The sequence below is a fragment of the Ruegeria sp. CH8 genome, from assembly GCF_056536985.1.
On sequence record NZ_JBQFQR010000004.1, the window covers coordinates 193,102 to 211,319 of the forward strand.

An 18,218-nucleotide genomic window follows, 5' to 3' on the forward strand; every position below is an offset into this window, starting at 1 on the left:
CGCGCTGCCCGGCCCAACGGGTCTCAAGCATCTTTGATGCGCCCGGGACCGGGCGGGAGAGCGCCTCTACGCAGACACCACCTCATAGTGTTCATCAAACCAGACCTCTTCCAAGTTTGCGCCCTCTCCAATCCGGTCGACAACGGCAAACAGACCCGGAGCGTGCAGCGGTGCCAGAACCCCATGCCAGGTGCCCCGATGATAATTCACCGCCTGTCCGGGCGCGGAGACGAAAGCCAAAGGCGCACCCGGATGCCCGTCCACATCCGGCGCGACGACGACCAGAAACGGATGCGGCGTCATCGGGATGAAGGCCTGACTGCCCTCGGGGTGCCGCTCGACCATGTCCAGTCGATAGGGCAAGCTGCGCGGATTGGCCTTGAACAGGCTGATCCCGGCACGCCCGTCGGAAAAATCCAACCGCGCGCGGTCATGGTACCGGCCACACTGCCCCTGATTGATGATCTTGTCCGGCTCGCCTGCAACGTCCAGCACATCCCCAAAGGGCGCAAAGGCTTCTGCGGTCAGCGGCGCGGAAACGATCCGGCGGCTCATGCGGGCAAAACGTCCTGCAAACGGAACTCTGCGATCCGTTCGACCTGACGACAGGCCTCGGCAAATTCCATATCCCGATCCTGTTCGATCCGCCGCTGAAACGCCTGCAGGATCGAGGCCTTATCGTGATCACGCACCGCAATGATAAACGGAAAACCGAACTTCTCGGTGTAACGCTGGTTCAAATTGGTGAAGGTCTCGCGTTCGTCATCCGTCAAAGCATCCAACCCCGCCGAGGCCTGCTCGGACGTGCTTTCCTGCGTCAGCCGCTTGGCCTGCACCAGCTTGCCCGCCAGATCCGGATGCGCTGTCAACACGCCCAGACGTTCCTCATCCGAGGCTGAGCGGAACATGCGCGACAGTGCGTTGTGCAATCCCCCCGCTGTGTCATGAGCCGGCCCAAGTTCCAGATCAAAGGCGCGCTCCGCGATCCAAGCGGAATGCTCGAAAATGCCCCCATAAGCCGCGACAAACGCATCCCGATTCATCTGCGATGGCTTCGGGTGCTGCACGGCAGGATGTTGCGCTGCCCAGTGTTCAGCAATCTGCAACCGCGTCGCAAACCATACATCCGAAAACCCGCGCGCATAGTCCAGAAACCGCTTCAACGCCATCAACCGCCCGGGTCGCCCGATCAGGCGACAATGCAAACCGATCGACAGCATTTTCGGCGCGCCCGTCTCACCCTCGGCGTAAAGCGCATCGAAACTGTCCTTCAAATAGGTGTAGAACTGATCGCCCGAGTTGAACCCCTGCGGCGTGGCAAAGCGCATATCGTTGCAGTCCAGTGTATACGGCACGATCAACTGATCCCGACCGCCGGTCTGCATCCAATAGGGAAGATCATCGGCATAGGTATCGGCGACATAGTCAAAGCCGCCCTCTTCAGCCACCAGCCGAACAGTGTTTTCGGAACAGCGCCCGGTATACCATCCGCGCGGGCGTTCACCTACGACTTCTGTATGCAGCCGGATGGCCTCGTCTATCTGCGCACGTTCCTCATCCTCGGGCATGTCCTTATGCTCGATCCATTTCAGACCATGGCTGGCGATCTCCCACTCCGCCGACTTCATCGCCGCCACCTGATCCGGCGACCGGGCCAAGGCCGTCGCCACGCCATAAACCGTGATTGGAACGTTCTGCATCAAACGATGTAGGCGCCAGAACCCCGCACGAGAACCGTATTCATAGATCGTTTCCATATTCCAGTGGCGCTGCCCGGGCCATGCCGCAGCACCCACGGTCTCTGACAGAAAGGCCTCGGACGCGGCATCACCGTGCAGAATGTTGTTCTCGCCGCCCTCTTCGTAATTCAGCACGATCTGTACAGCCAGCTTGGCACCACCCGGCCATTTGGCATCGGGTGGGTTGGCTCCGTATCCGATCATGTCACGAGGGTATCGAGGCGGCTGCATGGCATCTTCCGTTCTTGTGCTTTTCGTCAGCCTTAGCCCAGAAACGCGCGATTGATTATCAAGCTAATCCGAACGCAGTTTCCGGTTCTTTCGGCATTTCCACTGTTTCTAACTTTGCGCCACACTGCGACAAACCTAAAGGCAAATCAAAGGAGATCCCCGTGGCTGGCTATCTGACAACCCACGTTTTGGACACGGCACGCGGCTGCCCAGCCGAGGGGCTGCGGATTGCCCTGTTTGAGATCACCGGGGAAATCCGCCGCAAACTGGCGGAGTCTGAGACCAATTCCGACGGCCGCACCAACGGCCCGATCCTGCCGCAAGAAGCCTTCAAAACAGGCTCTTATGAGCTGGTTTTCTTTGCCGGAGACTATCTGCGTGCCACGGGCCAAACCGCCGAGGAACCACTGTTTCTGGATCAAGTGCCGATCCGCTTCGGCATGTCTGACGCAGATGCGCACTACCACGTACCCTTGTTGCTATCGCCTTACGGTTACTCGACTTATCGGGGTAGCTGAACACTCCGCATAAGGCTCCCGCCCGTCGGCTGCCCCTGACGGGCGCCTCCCGTTGGGCAAAGCGCCACGCCTTTCAGGCGCGTCGCGGTCCCAGTTTCACTATCCCGTATCGCATACTCAAGCGCGACCGCGCCGAAGTCACTGCGGGCGAAATTCGCAAATCACGGCCAGCAGCGGACATGCTGCCCAGATCGTAGACGCGAACAAAAGTGCGGATATTGTCGAGGCAGGGCATCTTATCGTTTTTTTTGATACGTTTTGACAATATACGGGAATACCGGAAAAGCCCGTTTGCCTAGTGTGGCGATAACTTACCGGAGAGACCTCTCATGTTCGATTTCGCCGCGTCCTGGGATTGAATGGCATTTGTCGTGCGCTGGCTGCACGTCATCACTGCGATCGCCTGGATCGGATCGTCCTTCTACTTCATCGCGCTGAACCTTGGCCTGAACCGCAACATCTCCGGCCCGGCGGATGGCGAGGAATGGCAGGTTCATGGCGGCGGTTTCTATCACATCCAAAAAAAAACCTGGTCCCGCCCGAGCGGATGCCGGACCACCTGACCTGCTTCGAATGGGAAAACTATGCGACGCGGCTCAGCGGTGCCGGGCTGCTGATGATCATCTATTGGGTCGGCGGAGAGTTGTATCTGATCGACACGGAAAAAGCCGACCTTGCGCTGTGGCAGGGGATTCTGATCTCGGCCGCTTCACTGACCGTGGGCTGGCTGATCTATGACTTCCTGTGCAAGTCCGGGCTGGGAGAGCGCCCCACCCTTCTTATGGTGCTGCTTTTCGTCCTGCTGGTGGCAATGGGCTGGGGTTATAATCAGATCTTCACTGGCCGCGGATGATGCTGCAACTGGGGGCGTTCACCGCAACGATCATGACGGCATACGTGTTCTTCATCATAATGCCGAACCAGCGCATCGTCGTGGATGACCTAAAAAACGGCCGCACGCCGGACCCGAAATGCGGCAAGATCGCCAAGCTGCGGTCGACCCATAACAACTATCTGACGTTGCCGGTCGTGTTCCTGGTGCTGTCGAACTACTACCCGCTGGCCTTTGCGACCGAATTCAATTGGATCATCGCCGCACTGGTCTTTCTGATGGGTGTCACCATTCGGCACTATTTCAACACCCGCCACGCCCGCGCAGGGAACCCGACCTGGGCCGTAACCGCGCTGCTGTTCATTGCCATCATGTGGCTGTCCACTGCGCCCATGTACAAACCGCTGGAAGAGGCCGAGGCGCAACCACTCACGCCTTATGAACAGAAATTCGCCGCTGCAGACGGATTTGAAGAAGCGCATGATGTCGTACTGGGTCGCGGCTCCATGTGTCATGCACGCGAACCGGTGTGGGAGGGTATTCAATGGGCCCCAAGGGGCGTTCTGCTGGAAACCGAAGGGGATATTGCCCGCAACGCCAAAAAAAATCTATCTGCAGGCGGGCGTCAGCCACGCCATGCCCCCCGCCAACGTGACATATATGGAACCCGAAGACCGCGAAGCGATCATTCGCTGGTTCCGTAATGCCGGGTCCTGACCACAACATATCCCGTTAAATCGGCAGACTCTTCGAAATATCTTTCCCTGTGTGGAAACTGATGCTCTAACATGAATGTAATCAACCGTTGCTTTGCATAAGACGGTGAAATTGATTTCGACTTGGGGCAGTTGGAGCCATTCGATGCGGGGAAAAAAGCCAAAGGGCTTTGTGAAATATTGCCTTATTGGTGCGATTGCCGCCCTGCCCTCTTCTTTGGCCGCGCTTGAAACCACGGTTTCCGCACCCGGCGCCCCGAAAGCTTTGATCGAACGCATCGAGGAGACGTCCTCGGTCGCCACCGCCGAAGACAGGGGACTGGACACGCCGCTCGAAATCCTGTCCGCCGCCTTGTCCGATTACCGCACCATTGTTCAGATTCTGTATGACGAAGGCTATTTCAGCCCGGTCGTCAGTATCAAGCTGGACGGGCAGGAAGCTGCTGACATGAGCTCGCTTACTGTGCCCAACGCAATCAACCGTGCCGTCATCACAGTGAACCCCGGCCCCACCTTCACCTTTGGCACCGCCATTGTTGACCCCGTCGCGCAGGGCACCGTTCTGCCCGAAGAGTTTGCCACCGGCAAGCTGGCCACGACCGGGGCTATTCAACAGGCGGCCTCGGCCGGGGTGCAGGGCTGGCGCGATACCGGCCACGCCAAGGCCGAGGTTGAAGGTCAAAAGGTTATCGCCCGCCACGCGCAGAGGCGTCTGGACGCCGAGATCGACCTTGCACCGGGTCCGCGTCTGACCTTTGGCAAGATGATCATCAAAGGCGACACGGATGTACGTCACCGGTCGATTGAAAAGATTGCCGGATTCCCCTCGGGCGAGGTTTTTTCACCGGCAAAGATTCAGAAGGTCGGCACGCGTTTGCGCCGCACCGGAACGTTTAGCGTCGTTTCGATCGAGGAACATGAGACGCCCAATCCGGACGGCACGCTGGATTTCGATGCCACGTTTGAAGACATGCCCAAACGCCGCCTGACCTTTGGGATCGAAGCAGCATCCAACGCCGGGCTGGACGTAACCGCGACGTGGACGCACCGCAACGTATTCCGCCGCGCCGAACGACTGAGGTTCGAAGCCGCGCTGCGAAACATCGGCGGAACCGAAGATCTGGATGGTCGTATAGGCCTGCGCTTGGATCAACCCGACCGTTTGGGTCCGGATGACAACACGTTTTGGAGCGCTTTGCTCGAGCGGCGCAACACCGAGAACTACAATGTGACCGTCGCTTCGCTGGCTTATGGTGCGCGGCGCACCTTTTCAGACCGCCTCTACGCCGAAGCCGCAGCCGGGTTCCAATGGTCTGACGCGGATGATGCATATGGCGATGGCCGCAAGTTCCGCTATTTCATCATCCCGTTCCGGTCGGAATGGGATGAACGTGACAGCAAAGTCAGCGCGACACGCGGGTTTTATCTGGATTCTCAAGCCATGCCATTTGCCGGACTGTCCGGCACACAGAATGGCATTCGGCTGTTCTTTGACGGGCGCGGCTATACCAGCCTGAATACAGGTGGGCGGCTGGTTCTAGCGGGTCGCGTCCAGCTGGGGTCTGTGATCGGCCCTTCTGCAAGCGGTGTGACGCCGGATTTCCTGTTCTTCTCGGGCGGTGCGGGAACCGTGCGCGGGCAACCTTACGAAAGCCTTGGCATCCCGGTCAACGGCGGTGTCGCGGGGGGTAAGTCCTTTCTGGGACTGTCCGGCGAAGTTCGCGGAAAAGTCACCGAGGCAATATCCCTTGTCGGGTTCTACGATTTCGGTACCGTGGATACATCGTCCTTTATCGGCAGCGATGCCGAGTATCATTCAGGTGCCGGGCTTGGCGTCAGGTATGATCTGGGCGGGTTCGGCCCGCTGCGTCTGGACCTGGCCTTGCCTGTTCAGGGCGATACTGGCGATGGGTTGCAATTCTATATCGGGATCGGACAGGCATTTTGATACGGCGTTATTCATATCCTGTTGTGACTACGGTGCTGATCCTGACGGCACCGCCTGTCATCGCGCGGGAGGATGATGGCGGCGGCAGCATGCTAGAGCGGTTCCTTCAGGATACGCTCTCGGGCGATGACCAGAACGTCACCGTCAAGGGCCTACAGGGGGCGCTGAGCGCACGGGCCACAATTCAGGAGATCACCGTCTCGGACGATGAAGGCGTCTGGCTGACCATCAAGGATGCCGAACTGGACTGGAACCGGCTGGCCCTGATCCGGGGACGGTTCTCGGTAAACGCCTTGACCGCGCAGGAAATAGACATTGCCCGCACTCCTGGCACGACTACGAAAGAAGAACTGCCCGCCTCGGCCGAAACGCAACCCTTTCAACTGCCTGAACTGCCTGTTTCCATTGAAATTGGTGAAATCCGGGTGGATGAGCTTTTGCTGGGTGAGCCTCTGATCGGAGTCTCAGCTGCCCTGTCCGTGACCGGGAACCTATCGCTGGCCGATGGAGCGCTGGACACCAATCTGGACATCACTCGACTGGACCGGGCAGGTGACAGGATAAAGCTTGCCGCCGGGTTCCAGAACTCATCGCGAGAAATCAATCTGGATTTAGATATGAATGAGGCCGAAGGCGGCCTGATTTCCACCGCATTAAAAATCCCTGACAGCCCACCGATTGGCTTTACGGCCAAAGGCGCCGGGCCGCTAACGGATTTCACCGCCGACATTGTGCTGAGCAGTGACAAGCAGCCGCGCGTAACCGGTCAGGTCCAACTGCGCGCGGCAGAAAGCGGCGCAGCAGACGGCATCGCCTTTACCGCCGATCTGGGTGGTGACCTGACGCCGTTCATGGCCGAGGATCTGGACCCATTCTTTGGCCCGAAAACGCGGCTTTTCGTGGACGGTCAGACCAAACCCGAAGGCGCGTTGGACATCCCTGATCTAGAGTTGACCACGCAGGCACTGGACCTGAAGGGTGAACTGCAACTGGCCGAAGGCGGCACCCTGCAGCTTGCGGCTTTGCAGGGCCGGATTACCCCGCCGGACGGGGATACCGTGGTGTTGCCGGTCGCGGGTGGAGATACCTCGATCGAGGCCGCACAGATTTCTGCCCTGTTCGATCAGAAAAACGGAAACCTGTGGGATCTGAGCCTGACGGCAGACGCGTTTCAGTCTCCGCAGGGGAAACTGGACAACGCCCGGATCACCGCTCAGGGCACATTGGAACAGGGTGAGGCGTTTTCAATCGCCGGTGATCTTCAGGCCATCGTTGACGGTATCGACCTGAACGATCAGGCATTGAACACCGCTTTGGGAGACCGCATCACGCTGGACGGTCAGTTCGACTATGGCAGCGATCAAGCCGTAAACCTCTCGGGATTCGAGTTGGTCGGGACCGACTATACATTGGCACTGGACGCGCTGATTGACGGGTTGGACAGCGGGTTGACGGTTGATGGATCAGCCACGCTCAGGGCGTCGGACCTGTCACGGTTTTCAGAGCTGGCGCAGATGGATCTGGGTGGTACAGCTACGGCGCGGGTCGAGGGCAAAGGCTCTCCTTTGGAGCGCAGCTTTGACGGCAAGGTAGTGGTCGAAGGCCGCGATCTGGTCACCGGGCGCGACGACATCGACCCTGTCATCAAGGGCGAGACGACGATCACGCTGGATGCCAGCCGCGGCAGCGACGGCATCGCCATCCGCGAGTTCGACCTGAACAGCGAAGCCGCGCAGGCGCAGGCCAGCGGTGAGGTTACGACACCCGACGGAAACGTGACCATTGACGGGCAAGCCAGCGTAAACGCACCTGACCTGTCGGTCTTCTCCGGTCTGGCCAAACGCAACCTCAGCGGTGCCCTGCAGGCTGAACTGGACGGCAAAGGCACGGTGCAGACGCTGGAATTCGACGGCACGGCCAACGTGACCGGGCAGGATATCAAGACCGGGATGGCCGATATTGATCCCCTGCTGACCGGCAAAACCGCTATCACTTGGGACGGTGCGCGCACGACCGAACGGATCGAAATTCGCGAGGCGACAGTAAATGGTACCGCCCTGACCGCCCAAGTCGCCGCGACAGTTGATGACCCAACTGGTGATTTGGCAGTGGATGGCAACGCACGCGTAAATGCCCCTGACCTTTCGTTGTTTTCAGGTCTGGCCAAACGCGATCTGGCTGGTTCGATTTCGGCAAACCTGCAAGGTAATGCTGCCCTTGCCAGCAAAGCCTTTGACATTCAGGGCGATGTGGATGCGGACGACATTCAAACCGGCATCGAAATGGTCGACAAACTGATCCGGGGTCGCACGACCCTGGATATCGATGCTGAAAAGGGCGAGGAAGGGGTGGATATTCGCACTTTCCGCCTGAAAGGCACAGCCCTTTCCGCCAGCGCGTCTGGCAAACTGGACCGTGAAGCCGGAGGGTTGGATTTCACTGCTCAGCTTGATGATCTGTCCCGTGTCCTGACCACAATGTCTGGCCCGCTGACATTGGATGGAAATGTCGCCCCAACCAGATCGGGGCTTGAGGGCACCATGCGGCTGAACGGGCCGGACAGCTCTTACGCCTCGCTGACCGGAACCGTCGATACCGATGGTTCGGCGGATGTGGATTTCGACGCCAAACTGAACAAGATCGAGCGTTTTGCACCCGAATTCCCGGGCACCATCGCGGCAACCGGAAACGCCAAGCGCAACAGCGGTGTTTGGACTATTGACGGCTCGGCCAATGGCCCCGCCGAAATCAGTAGTATTGTCAAAGGCACCTTTGATGAAAACAGCGGCGAAGCCGATCTGCAGGCGCAGGGCAGTGTAAACCTGGGTATTGCCAACCTGTTTATCTCGCCCAACAAGATCGACGGAACAGCCCGGCATAACTTGCGACTGAAAGGCAAGCCCGCACTGGAATCGCTCAGCGGCTCTATCACCACATCCGGCACGTCGTTTGCGATCCCCGATATCGGGCAAACAGTCACCGGTATCAGCGGATCGGTCGAGTTGGCACAAAGTCGGGCTACGATCTCGCTGAATGGTGGTATGCGCGCGGGCGGCAATTTTACTGTCTCGGGTCCCGTGGATTTGACGCCACCACTTAACGCGAACATCGTCACACGCCTCAACCAGCTCGTGCTCACCGACAAGCTGCTTTATGAAACCACGCTAGACGGTGAGATCGCCATGACCGGGGCGTTGGCGGGTAACAGCACCATTTCCGGGCAGATTACGTTCGAAGAGACCAACATAAACCTCGCAGCCGCGACCGGTGCAGTCGGAGCTGCTCCGATCCCCGAAATCCAGCATATCAACGAGAGTCAGGCAGGTTTTATCACCCGTGAAAGAGCACGGCTGGTTGTCGACGAGAATGCAACCCAAAGCGACTCACGCATCGCTTTGGACATCAGCTTGCTGGCCCCCAAAGCGGTTTTCGTGCGTGGACGCGGCGTGAATGCCGAACTGGGCGGGAGCTTGTTCATCCGTGGCACGACAACTTCGGTCGTACCATCCGGGCAGATTCAGCTGATCCGGGGTAATTTCGACATTCTGGGTCGCAGGCTGGGCCTGACCAAAGGAATCGTCACGCTGCAGGGCGATTTGAAACCGTATATCGAGTTCGCCTCGTCAACCAGCACCTCTGAAGGCACCGCCACAATCGAAATCGCTGGCCCGCTGGATGCGCCCGAAGTCGATGTCTATTCAGACCCCGAGCGCCCTGCCGAAGAGGCGCTGGCAATGCTGTTGTTCGGCAACCGTTTCTCGGAACTGTCGCCGTTCGTCGTCGCGCAAATGGCGGCTTCGCTTGCCCAGCTCAGCGGTGCCGGGGGAGATGCTACAAAAGGCGTCCGTGAAGCAACCGGCCTGGATACCATCGACGTCGGAACAGCAGAAGGAGGAGGCGGTGTATTAGGAGGTGGCGCTTACCTCAGCGACAACCTTTACACAGATTTCAGCGTCAACACTGAGGGCGACACCGAAGTGAACCTGAATCTGGACGTTACCGAAAGCTTCACCGTGCGCGGCACTGTGGACGGACGCGGTGAAACCGGGCTTGGTGTGTTTTTCCAGCGAGACTACTAACCACTCCGCCGGATACCTATTGGTTGCCCAACTTGCAGGGCGGCAGGCAGCCCGGTGTGATCCCCGACCATACGGTCCAGCCGGGCGACTGCCCATTCCGGGTAGGGCTCTGATCGTCCGGTAGTGTGGCTGACATTCATGAACAGCGCTTCCTGCGTGGCGCAGACCGCGTTGTCTTTTCCTGACAGCATCTGCGCAAAATAGTGGCCGCGCTTTTGGTCTGAATCCAGCATCCGAAAGTGAAAATAGAACGGCTCGTCCGGCTGAAGTTCACGCAGGAAATTCATGTGGGATTGCAGGACATACGGCCCCTGCCCCAGCGCTTTGACCTGCACCTCACCCAGCCCAAGGTGATCGACCATCAGCTTTTCCAGCGCCATATCGAAGGCCACGCCGTAAAAACCCACGTTCATGTGGCCGTTATAGTCGACCCAGTCTGGCAGAACCGAGAACCCCCGAATTTCAACCGGCGCGTCATAAGGGCCGTCATGCCCGCTGAGAGGTTTATTCATCGGTGTCCTCCTCAAAGATCGCGACAGCACGTACGAAGCCTGCAGACGCGCCTTTGATCTTGAAAGGGAAGCACGAGATTTCAAACCCGGTAGGCGGCAGGTCTTCGAGGTTGGTCAGCTTTTCGATATGGCAATAGCCGATCTCCATCGAGGCGCGATGGCCCTCCCAGATGATCGAGGCGTCCTTGGTCTCTGCATATTCCTGTGCGGTCAGGGGAAAAGGTGCGTCCCAGCTCCAAGCGTCCGTTCCGGTCACGCGCACGCCGCGTTCGGTCAGGTACAAGGTCGCCTCGCGCCCTATTCCGCAGCCCTTCATCAGATAGTCGGGTTGTCCATACCGGGTGCCGGCAGCGGTGTTCACGATCACGATATCCAGCGGCTGCAGGTCATGACCGATCCGTTTCAGCTCGGCCTCGACATCGGCCGCAGTCGCGACATAGCCATCGTCAAAATGGCGGAAATCCAGTTTCACGCCGGGGTTCATGCACCATTCCAGCGGCACCTCGTCGATGGTGATCGCCCGTTCGCCGTTATTCATGGTCGAATGATGGTGATACGGCGCATCCAGATGAGTGCCGTTATGGGTGGCAAGCTGCAGCCGCTCGATGGCCCAACCCTCGCCGCCCGGCAGGTCGTCTTTCTGCAGTCCCGGGAAAAACGCCATGACCTGTTCAGCGGTCTGATCGTGGGTCAGATACTCGATCTCGGGCAGCATGATCGGCGGGTCGGAGACAATTCCGGTTTCCAGCGGCACGGACAGATCGACAAAACGGCGAGCCATATGCTCCTCCATCACCAAGGTGATGACAGGTTTGGCCGCAAGCAACACTCTGTCAAGGAAAGAAAAAAGGCGACCCAAGGGGCCGCCTTTTCACATTTATAAATGGTGGTCTTATTCCGCCGCGATGGCGTCTTCGATCTTTTCGACCCGGATCGCCGAGAACTTGAACTCGGGGATTTTGCCATAAGGGTCGATGGCCGAGTTGGTCAGGATGTTCGCCGCCGCCTCGACATAAGCAAACGGGATGAACACCATATCCTCGGCAATCGCCCGATCGGCCCGCGCCATGATCTCGATCGAGCCACGACGGGTGGTCAGACGGATCATCTCGCCCGGCTCAATCCCCATCAGTTTCAGCGTACGGGGGTTCAGCGAACAGTTCGCCTCGGGCTCCACCGCATCCAGAACGTTGGACCGGCGGGTCATCGACCCGGTGTGCCAATGCTCCAACTGACGGCCGGTGGTGGCGATCATCGGATATTCCTCATCCGGAGCCTCATCCGGTGGGATGACGCTGGCCGGGGTGAACCGGGCCTTGCCGTCCGCACGCGGGAAGCCGTCGCCGAACACAATCGCCTGCCCCGGGTCTGTCTCGGACAGCGACGGATAGGTGATGGTCTCGGTCTCCAGCCGCTCCCACGTGATGTTGTTGAGCGAGTTCATCGTCAACTTCATCTCGGCAAAGACCTGTGACACATCGGTGTAATCCCAGTTCAGGCCGATGCGCTGCGCCAGTTCGACGGTGATCTTCCAATCCTCACGCGCCTCACCCGGAGGGGTCACAGCCGGACGCACACGCTGTACCTGACGGTTGGTGTTCGACACGGTGCCGTTCTTCTCATACAGCGCCGAGGCCGGCAGGATGATGTCGGCATAGTTCGCCGTCTCGGTCAGGAAGATGTCCTGCACGATCATCAGCTCCAGCTTGGCCAGCGCATCGCGGGCGTGGTTCACATCTGGGTCGGACATGGCCGGGTTTTCACCCATGATGTACATGCCCTTGATGTTGCCCTGATACGCCTGATCGATGATCTCGGTCACCGTCAGACCCTTCTCGTTCGAGAAGTCGTCCGAGTTCCAGACATCGTTAAACTTGGCGCGAATGCCATCGTCGGTCACGGTCTGGTAGTCTGGCAGGAACATCGGGATCAGACCGGCGTCCGAGGCACCCTGCACGTTGTTCTGACCGCGCAGCGGGTGCAGACCCGCGCCGGGTTTACCAACGTTGCCGGTCATCAGAGCCAGCGAAATCAGGCAGCGTGAGTTATCCGTGCCGTGGATGTGCTGGCTAACGCCCATCCCCCAGAAGATCAGACCAGCCTTGGCCTGCGCAAAGGTACGCGCGACACGGCGCAGCTGATCCGGTTCGATGCCGCAGATCGGCGACATCGCCTCGGGTGTGAACTGGCGCAGATGCTCTTTCTCGGCTTCCCAGTTCTCGGTCCAGCGGTGAATGTACTGGCTGTCATAGAGCTCTTCTTCGACGATCACGTTCATGATCGCGTTGAGCATCGAGACATCGGCACCCGGACGGAACTGCAGCATTTCGTCCGCGAACTTGCGCATGCCAACGCCGCGCGGATCCATCACAATCAGCTTGCCGCCGCGCTTGGCGAACTGCTTGAAGTAGGTCGCCGCAACCGGGTGGTTCTCGATCGGGTTCGAACCGATGATGATCGCAACATCCGCGTTTTCGATCTCGTTGAACGTCGCGGTCACTGCGCCGGAGCCCACGTTCTCGATCAGAGCAGCAACGGACGACGCGTGGCACAGACGGGTGCAGTGGTCGACGTTGTTGTGCTTAAAGCCCTGACGGATGAACTTCTGGAACAGATATGCTTCTTCGTTGGTGCACTTGGCCGAACCAAAGCCTGCAACGCTGCGCGGATCTTCTTCGCGCAGCGTTTTCAGCTTGGTGGCGGCCAGATCCATCGCCTCTTCCCACGTCGCTTCGCGGAAATGGGTCGACAGGTTGCCCGGATCAACGTTTAGACCTTTGGCTGGTGCGTCCTCACGACGGATCAGCGGTTTGGTCAAACGGTGTGGGTGGTGGATATAGTCAAAGCCGAAGCGACCTTTGACGCACAGACGGCCTTCGTTTGCGGGGCCGTTGATGCCCTCGACATATTTGACCTTACCGTCCTTGACCTTCAACGAGACTTTACAGCCCACACCGCAGAACGGGCAGACGCTTTCGGTCTCAGAATCGTAGTCCTTGCTGTCGCCTTTCTGCTGGTCGTCCAGCACAGTGGCGGGCATCAGGGCGCCGGTCGGACAGGCCTGAACGCATTCCCCACAGGCAACACAAGTCGAATCGCCCATCGGGTCGTTCTGGTCAAACACCACTTGCGCGGTGTGGCCACGACCGGCCATGCCGATCACGTCATTCACCTGCACTTCGCGGCAGGCACGGACGCAGAGGTTGCAGTTGATGCAGGCGTCCAGATTGACGCGCATCGCAACGTGGCTGTCATCCAGCAGTGGGATCTTCTCGACCTCTTTCGCAGGGAAACGGCTGCCGCTGACATCGTTCAGCTTGGCCATATCCCAGAAATGGCTGGAGGTGTCGTGCGCCTCTTCGGGCTGATCAGCAACCAACAATTCCATGACCATGGCGCGTGATTTCTCGGCACGGTCACTGTCGGTCTTGACGACCATACCGTCCGCCGCGGGACGAATGCACGAGGCGACCAGCGTGCGCTCGCCTTCCACCTCAACCATACAGGCGCGGCAGTTGCCGTCGGGGCGATAGCCCGGCTGTGGCTTGTGACACAGGTGCGGGATAGTGAACCCCTGCCCCTTGGCGGCTTCCCAGATGGTCCAGCCCTCGGGGACGGTGACATCTTCGCCGTTCAGGTTGAAGGTGACGGTCTTGTTTGGGCTTGCATCAAGCATGGCTCTGTCTCCCTCAGATTTCGTCAGCGAAATGTTTCATGACAAGACGGATCGGGTTCGGAGCAGCCTGCCCCAGACCGCAAATCGATGCATCGCCCATAACCTGACACAGGTCTTCCAGCAGGTCCTGATCCCATTTGTCGGCCTGCATCAGCTTCACCGCCTTTTCGCAGCCCGCCCGGCAGGGCGTACACTGGCCGCAGCTTTCGTCTTCAAAAAAGCGCAGCATGTTCAGCGCCGCATCGCGGGCGGTATCCTGATCGGACAGAACCACCACCGCAGCGGAGCCGATGAAGGTGCCATGCGGTTGCAAGGTGTCGAAGTCCAGCGGGATATCATCCATCGACGCGGGCAGCAGGCCCGAGGACGGGCCACCCGGTTGATAGGCCTTGAAGGTCTGGCCTTCGGCCATACCACTAGCGGCCTCAATCACATCCAGAATGGTCGAACCGGCGGGCAGCAGGTACACACCCGGCTTCTCAACCCGGCCCGAGACCGAATAGCTGCGCAGGCCTTTACGTCCGTTCTTTTCAGTGCTGTTGAGGCATTCAGGCCCCTCGCGGCAAACTTTAGTAACCCAATACAGCGTCTCGACATTGTGCACCAAGGTCGGACGGTTAAAGACCCCGACCTGCGCCACGAACGGAGGGCGGTGACGCGGCAGGCCTTTCTTGCCCTCAATCGACTCGATCATCGCGGATTCTTCACCGCAGATGTAAGCACCAGCACCCCGGCGCAGGTCGATATAGCCCGGCTCAACAATCCCGGCCTCTTCCAGCGCGGCGATCTCGCGGCGCAGAATTTCCAAAACCGCCGGGTATTCGTCGCGCATGTAGATAAAGCAGGTCTCGGCCTGGACAGCCCAGCCCGCGATCAACATGCCTTCGAGGAACACATGCGGCGTGCGCTCCAGATAGTAACGGTCTTTGAACGTGCCGGGTTCACCTTCATCCCCGTTCACGGCCAGATATCGCGGACCTTCGTTCATACGAACAAAACCCCATTTCTTGCCGGACGGGAAGCCAGCACCACCCAAACCGCGCAGGCCCGAGGACAGCACGTCTTCCTGAACCTTCTCCCAATCGCCACCCTCGCGCAGCTCTTTCAGCTTGGCGTAACCGCCATTTGCCTCATAAGCGGCAAAGGCTTCGTAGTCGGGCAGATGGGCGTGGGTGTCATTGGCAGCAATCGCGGCCTGCACCTTTTCAGGGGTCGCGTGGTCGATATGGTTGTGACCAATCTCAAGCACAGGAGCGGTGTCACAACGGCCCATGCAGGGCGCGCGGACAACACGTATCTCAGAGGCATCCAAACCATCTTCCAGCGCTTTTTGCAGCTGATGGGCACCGGCCATTTCACAGGACAGAGAATCACAAACCCGGATGGTCAACGCCGGAGGAGGCGTATCGCCTTCTTTCACCACATCGAAATGTGCGTAGAAGGTTGCGGTTTCGTAGATTTCGGCCTGACCGATCCGCATCTCGACCGCTAACGCGGCGATGTGGTCGGCACTGATATGACCGTGTTCGTCTTGAATCAAATGCAGGAATTCGATCAACAGGTCACGGCGGCGCGGGCGGTCGCCCAGCAGGCGATGAATCTCAGCCTGCGCTTCGTCCGTGAACTGACGGCCTTTGGGCGTGTGCCGCCCCTTGCCTTTACCTGACTTCCAGACGCCCTTTGGCGCGCCTGATGGCTTGGTGTCTAATGGTGCCATGATGCCCTCCGATTGAGGCTCCGTGTCTCATCAGAATAACATATCGTCAAATCGCTCATCGCAATCGCACGATAACGACACCTTATCACCGTAAAGACGTCACCACCGCCCGCAACGCCTCGACCGTGGGCAGTTCCGGATCACGGGACAGGGTCGCCAGACAAATCGGTTTGCTGACAACGGGATCGACCAGTGGCAGCACCTTTGTTCCCTTCAAATCACCCAGCGCGCGGACCAAAACACGCGGGACCACGGTGGCCGCCAGCCCCTCGCGCGCCATGACCATCGAGGCCGTGAAACCGCTGGTTTCTGCAACAACCTGCGGGTGCAGTCCTTGGTCTGCAAAAATTCGCTCCAGAATGCGTCGGTTTTGCATCTGTGGCTCCAACAGGCTGAGCGGGAATTCTGCCACTTGCGCCCAGGGGATCGGGCCGGTCTCATTGGTCATGTACGACGGGACCAGCAGCACATAGGTCTCTTCGTACAAAGGCTGCACCTGCCGCAAATCGGTGCCGATACTGTCGCCATAGGTGATACCCGCATCCAGACTGCCTTCGTCCAACCGGTGCTGGATCGCGGTGGCCGACATGGTTTCAATCCGTGTCACGATCCGAGGATGCGCTTGCCGAAGGCGTTTGGTCAGACGCCCGGTAAACGCAATCGCCGTTGGTATCACACCCAATATAAGCGTGCCGATGATCTCGCCCTTGATGGCCAGCACCTGTTGTTCCAACGCTTTGGTATCGTCAAGGATACGCCGCGCCCGCTGGACGATCATTTCACCCTCTTCTGTAAGACCTTGAAACCGATTGGCACGGCGGACAATGGAAACACCCAGCCGATCCTCGAGGTTGCGGATGCGCATAGAGAACGCAGGCTGCGAAATCCCGCATTCCTCAGCCGCCTTGGCAAAGTGCCGATGCCGCGCCAACGCGCTGAGCAGTTGAAGGTCGCGGATTTCGATCATTTGGGGCCTCGGGGCTGCGGATAAGACAGGATAACCTGCTCATCCCGCAGGAAAAGCCCCAAACAATCAGGTATTAAACAAGAAGTGCATCACATCGCCGTCTTTGACGATGTAGCCCTTGCCCTCGGCCCGCATCTTGCCTGCCTCTTTGGCACCCTGCTCGCCATTGGCGGAAACATAGTCGTCATAGGCGATGGTTTCGGCGCGGATGAAGCCTTTTTCGAAATCACCGTGGATCACGCCAGCCGCCTGCGGCGCGGCGGTACCTGTACGGATGGTCCAGGCGCGGGCCTCTTTCGGGCCGACGGTGAAGTAGGTCTCCAGTTTGAGCAGGTCATAACCGGCGCGGATCAGGCGGTCGAGGCCGGGTTCTTCCAGACCCATTTCCTCAAGGAACATCTGTGCCTCTTCGTCTTCGAGCAGGCTGATCTCTTCTTCGATCTTGGCGCTGATGATGACATGCGCATTGCCTTGCGCTGCGGCCATCTCGGCAACCTTGGCCGAATATTCGTTGCCCTCGGCGGCTTCTTCCTCGGACACGTTGCAGACATAGAGCACCGGCTTGGTGGTCAGCAGTTGCAGCATCTTCCAGGCTTTCGAATCCTCATCGGACACTTCAACCAAACGCGCGGGTTTGCCATTTTCCAGCATCGCTTGCGCTTCGGCCAGCAGGCGATCCTGCTGCTGGGCTTCCTTGTCGTTGCCCTTCAGCTTGCGCACCAGATTGGCGCGGCGCTTTTCGATGCTTTCCAGATCGGCCAGCATCAGTTCGGTTTCGATGGTGTCGGCATCGGCCACCGGATCGACACGGCCATCCACATGGGTCACGTCGCCATCTTCGAAACAGCGCAGCACATGGGCGATGGCGTCGGTCTCGCGGATGTTGGCCAGAAACTGGTTGCCCAGCCCCTCACCTTTCGAGGCCCCCTTCACCAGACCGGCGATATCCACGAAGGTCATCCGCGTCGGGATGATCTGTTTCGAGCTGGCAATTGCCGCCAGTTTGTCCAGACGATCATCAGGAACGGCAACATCGCCCACGTTGGGTTCAATCGTGCAGAACGGGAAATTCGCCGCCTGCGCGGCTGCGGTCTTGGTCAGCGCATTGAAGAGGGTCGACTTGCCCACGTTCGGCAAACCCACGATTCCCATTTTAAAGCCCATGACGGTCTCCTGATGTCATTCGAGGGGTGCTTCTATGCAGGTCCGGGTCAATGCGCAAGTCAGACCGCGTCAAGCCCGGCCAAGTCCAAATTGCAACATCACGGAAATGTTCACCCCTT

General features: G+C 59.0%; 11 protein-coding genes and 2 pseudogenes. 4 read left to right on the forward strand and 9 right to left on the reverse strand.

Annotated features, from left to right (window positions below):
* Window positions 1–66 precede the first annotated feature (66 nt).
* Together ACR0ER_RS06300 and puuE are read right to left on the reverse strand one after the other, a co-directional pair.
* Window positions 67–555, reverse strand: coding sequence for an ureidoglycolate lyase (locus tag ACR0ER_RS06300; protein ID WP_480768174.1), 489 nt, complete (start codon window positions 553–555; stop codon window positions 67–69).
* Window positions 552–1,970, reverse strand: coding sequence for an allantoinase PuuE (gene puuE / locus ACR0ER_RS06305; RefSeq protein WP_480768175.1), 1,419 nt, complete (start codon window positions 1,968–1,970; stop codon window positions 552–554). The genes ACR0ER_RS06300 and puuE overlap by 4 nt, the downstream gene beginning before the upstream one ends.
* Window positions 1,971–2,131: 161 nt before the next feature.
* Here puuE and uraH point away from each other — a divergent pair, with 161 nt between their 5' ends.
* A complete protein-coding gene (gene uraH, locus ACR0ER_RS06310; RefSeq protein WP_480768176.1) occupies window positions 2,132–2,488 on the forward strand; it encodes a hydroxyisourate hydrolase in 357 nt (118 codons plus the stop codon).
* Between the two features lie 100 nt (window positions 2,489–2,588).
* On the opposite strand, the pseudogene ACR0ER_RS06315 reads toward uraH, so the two are convergent.
* A pseudogene (locus ACR0ER_RS06315) lies at window positions 2,589–2,723 on the reverse strand (helix-turn-helix domain-containing protein); the annotation flags it as partial.
* A 124-nt stretch (window positions 2,724–2,847) separates the two neighbouring features.
* Between ACR0ER_RS06315 and ACR0ER_RS06320 the strand changes: the two are divergent.
* The 3 genes and pseudogenes from ACR0ER_RS06320 to ACR0ER_RS06330 all read left to right on the forward strand — a co-directional run bounded on the left by ACR0ER_RS06320 (window position 2,848) and on the right by ACR0ER_RS06330 (window position 10,063).
* Window positions 2,848–4,037: pseudogene (locus ACR0ER_RS06320) on the forward strand (urate hydroxylase PuuD).
* 144 nt (window positions 4,038–4,181) lie between these two features.
* Window positions 4,182–5,984, forward strand: coding sequence for an autotransporter assembly complex protein TamA (locus ACR0ER_RS06325; RefSeq protein WP_480768177.1), 1,803 nt, complete (start codon window positions 4,182–4,184; stop codon window positions 5,982–5,984).
* Entirely contained in the window at window positions 5,981–10,063 is a 4,083-nt protein-coding gene (locus tag ACR0ER_RS06330; RefSeq protein ID WP_480768178.1) for a translocation/assembly module TamB domain-containing protein, read from the forward strand. Before ACR0ER_RS06325 ends, ACR0ER_RS06330 begins: the two co-directional genes overlap by 4 nt.
* On the opposite strand, the gene ACR0ER_RS06335 is transcribed toward ACR0ER_RS06330, so the two are convergent.
* The 6 genes from ACR0ER_RS06335 to ychF all read right to left on the reverse strand — a co-directional run bounded on the left by ACR0ER_RS06335 (window position 10,060) and on the right by ychF (window position 18,099).
* On the reverse strand, window positions 10,060–10,575 hold the full coding sequence (locus ACR0ER_RS06335; RefSeq protein ID WP_480768179.1) for a thioesterase family protein: 516 nt from the start codon (window positions 10,573–10,575) through the stop codon (window positions 10,060–10,062). The two genes, ACR0ER_RS06330 and ACR0ER_RS06335, sit on opposite strands and share 4 nt — an antisense overlap.
* Window positions 10,568–11,356, reverse strand: coding sequence for a cyclase family protein (locus ACR0ER_RS06340; protein WP_480768180.1), 789 nt, complete (start codon window positions 11,354–11,356; stop codon window positions 10,568–10,570). The genes ACR0ER_RS06335 and ACR0ER_RS06340 overlap by 8 nt, the downstream gene beginning before the upstream one ends.
* Before the next feature lie 111 nt (window positions 11,357–11,467).
* Complete coding sequence (gene fdhF / locus ACR0ER_RS06345; protein WP_480768181.1) at window positions 11,468–14,251, reverse strand: formate dehydrogenase subunit alpha; 2,784 nt, start codon at window positions 14,249–14,251, stop codon at window positions 11,468–11,470.
* Window positions 14,252–14,264: 13 nt separating this feature from the next.
* Entirely contained in the window at window positions 14,265–15,968 is a 1,704-nt protein-coding gene (locus ACR0ER_RS06350) for an NAD(P)H-dependent oxidoreductase subunit E (RefSeq protein ID WP_480768182.1), read from the reverse strand.
* An 85-nt stretch (window positions 15,969–16,053) separates the two neighbouring features.
* Window positions 16,054–16,935 (reverse strand): LysR family transcriptional regulator, encoded by an 882-nt coding sequence (locus ACR0ER_RS06355; RefSeq protein WP_480768183.1) that lies wholly within the window; start codon window positions 16,933–16,935, stop codon window positions 16,054–16,056.
* A gap of 66 nt (window positions 16,936–17,001) precedes the next feature.
* The gene (ychF, locus tag ACR0ER_RS06360; protein WP_480768184.1) at window positions 17,002–18,099 is read right to left on the reverse strand and encodes a redox-regulated ATPase YchF; all 1,098 of its coding nucleotides are present in this window, start codon (window positions 18,097–18,099) and stop codon (window positions 17,002–17,004) included.
* Window positions 18,100–18,218 lie beyond the last annotated feature (119 nt).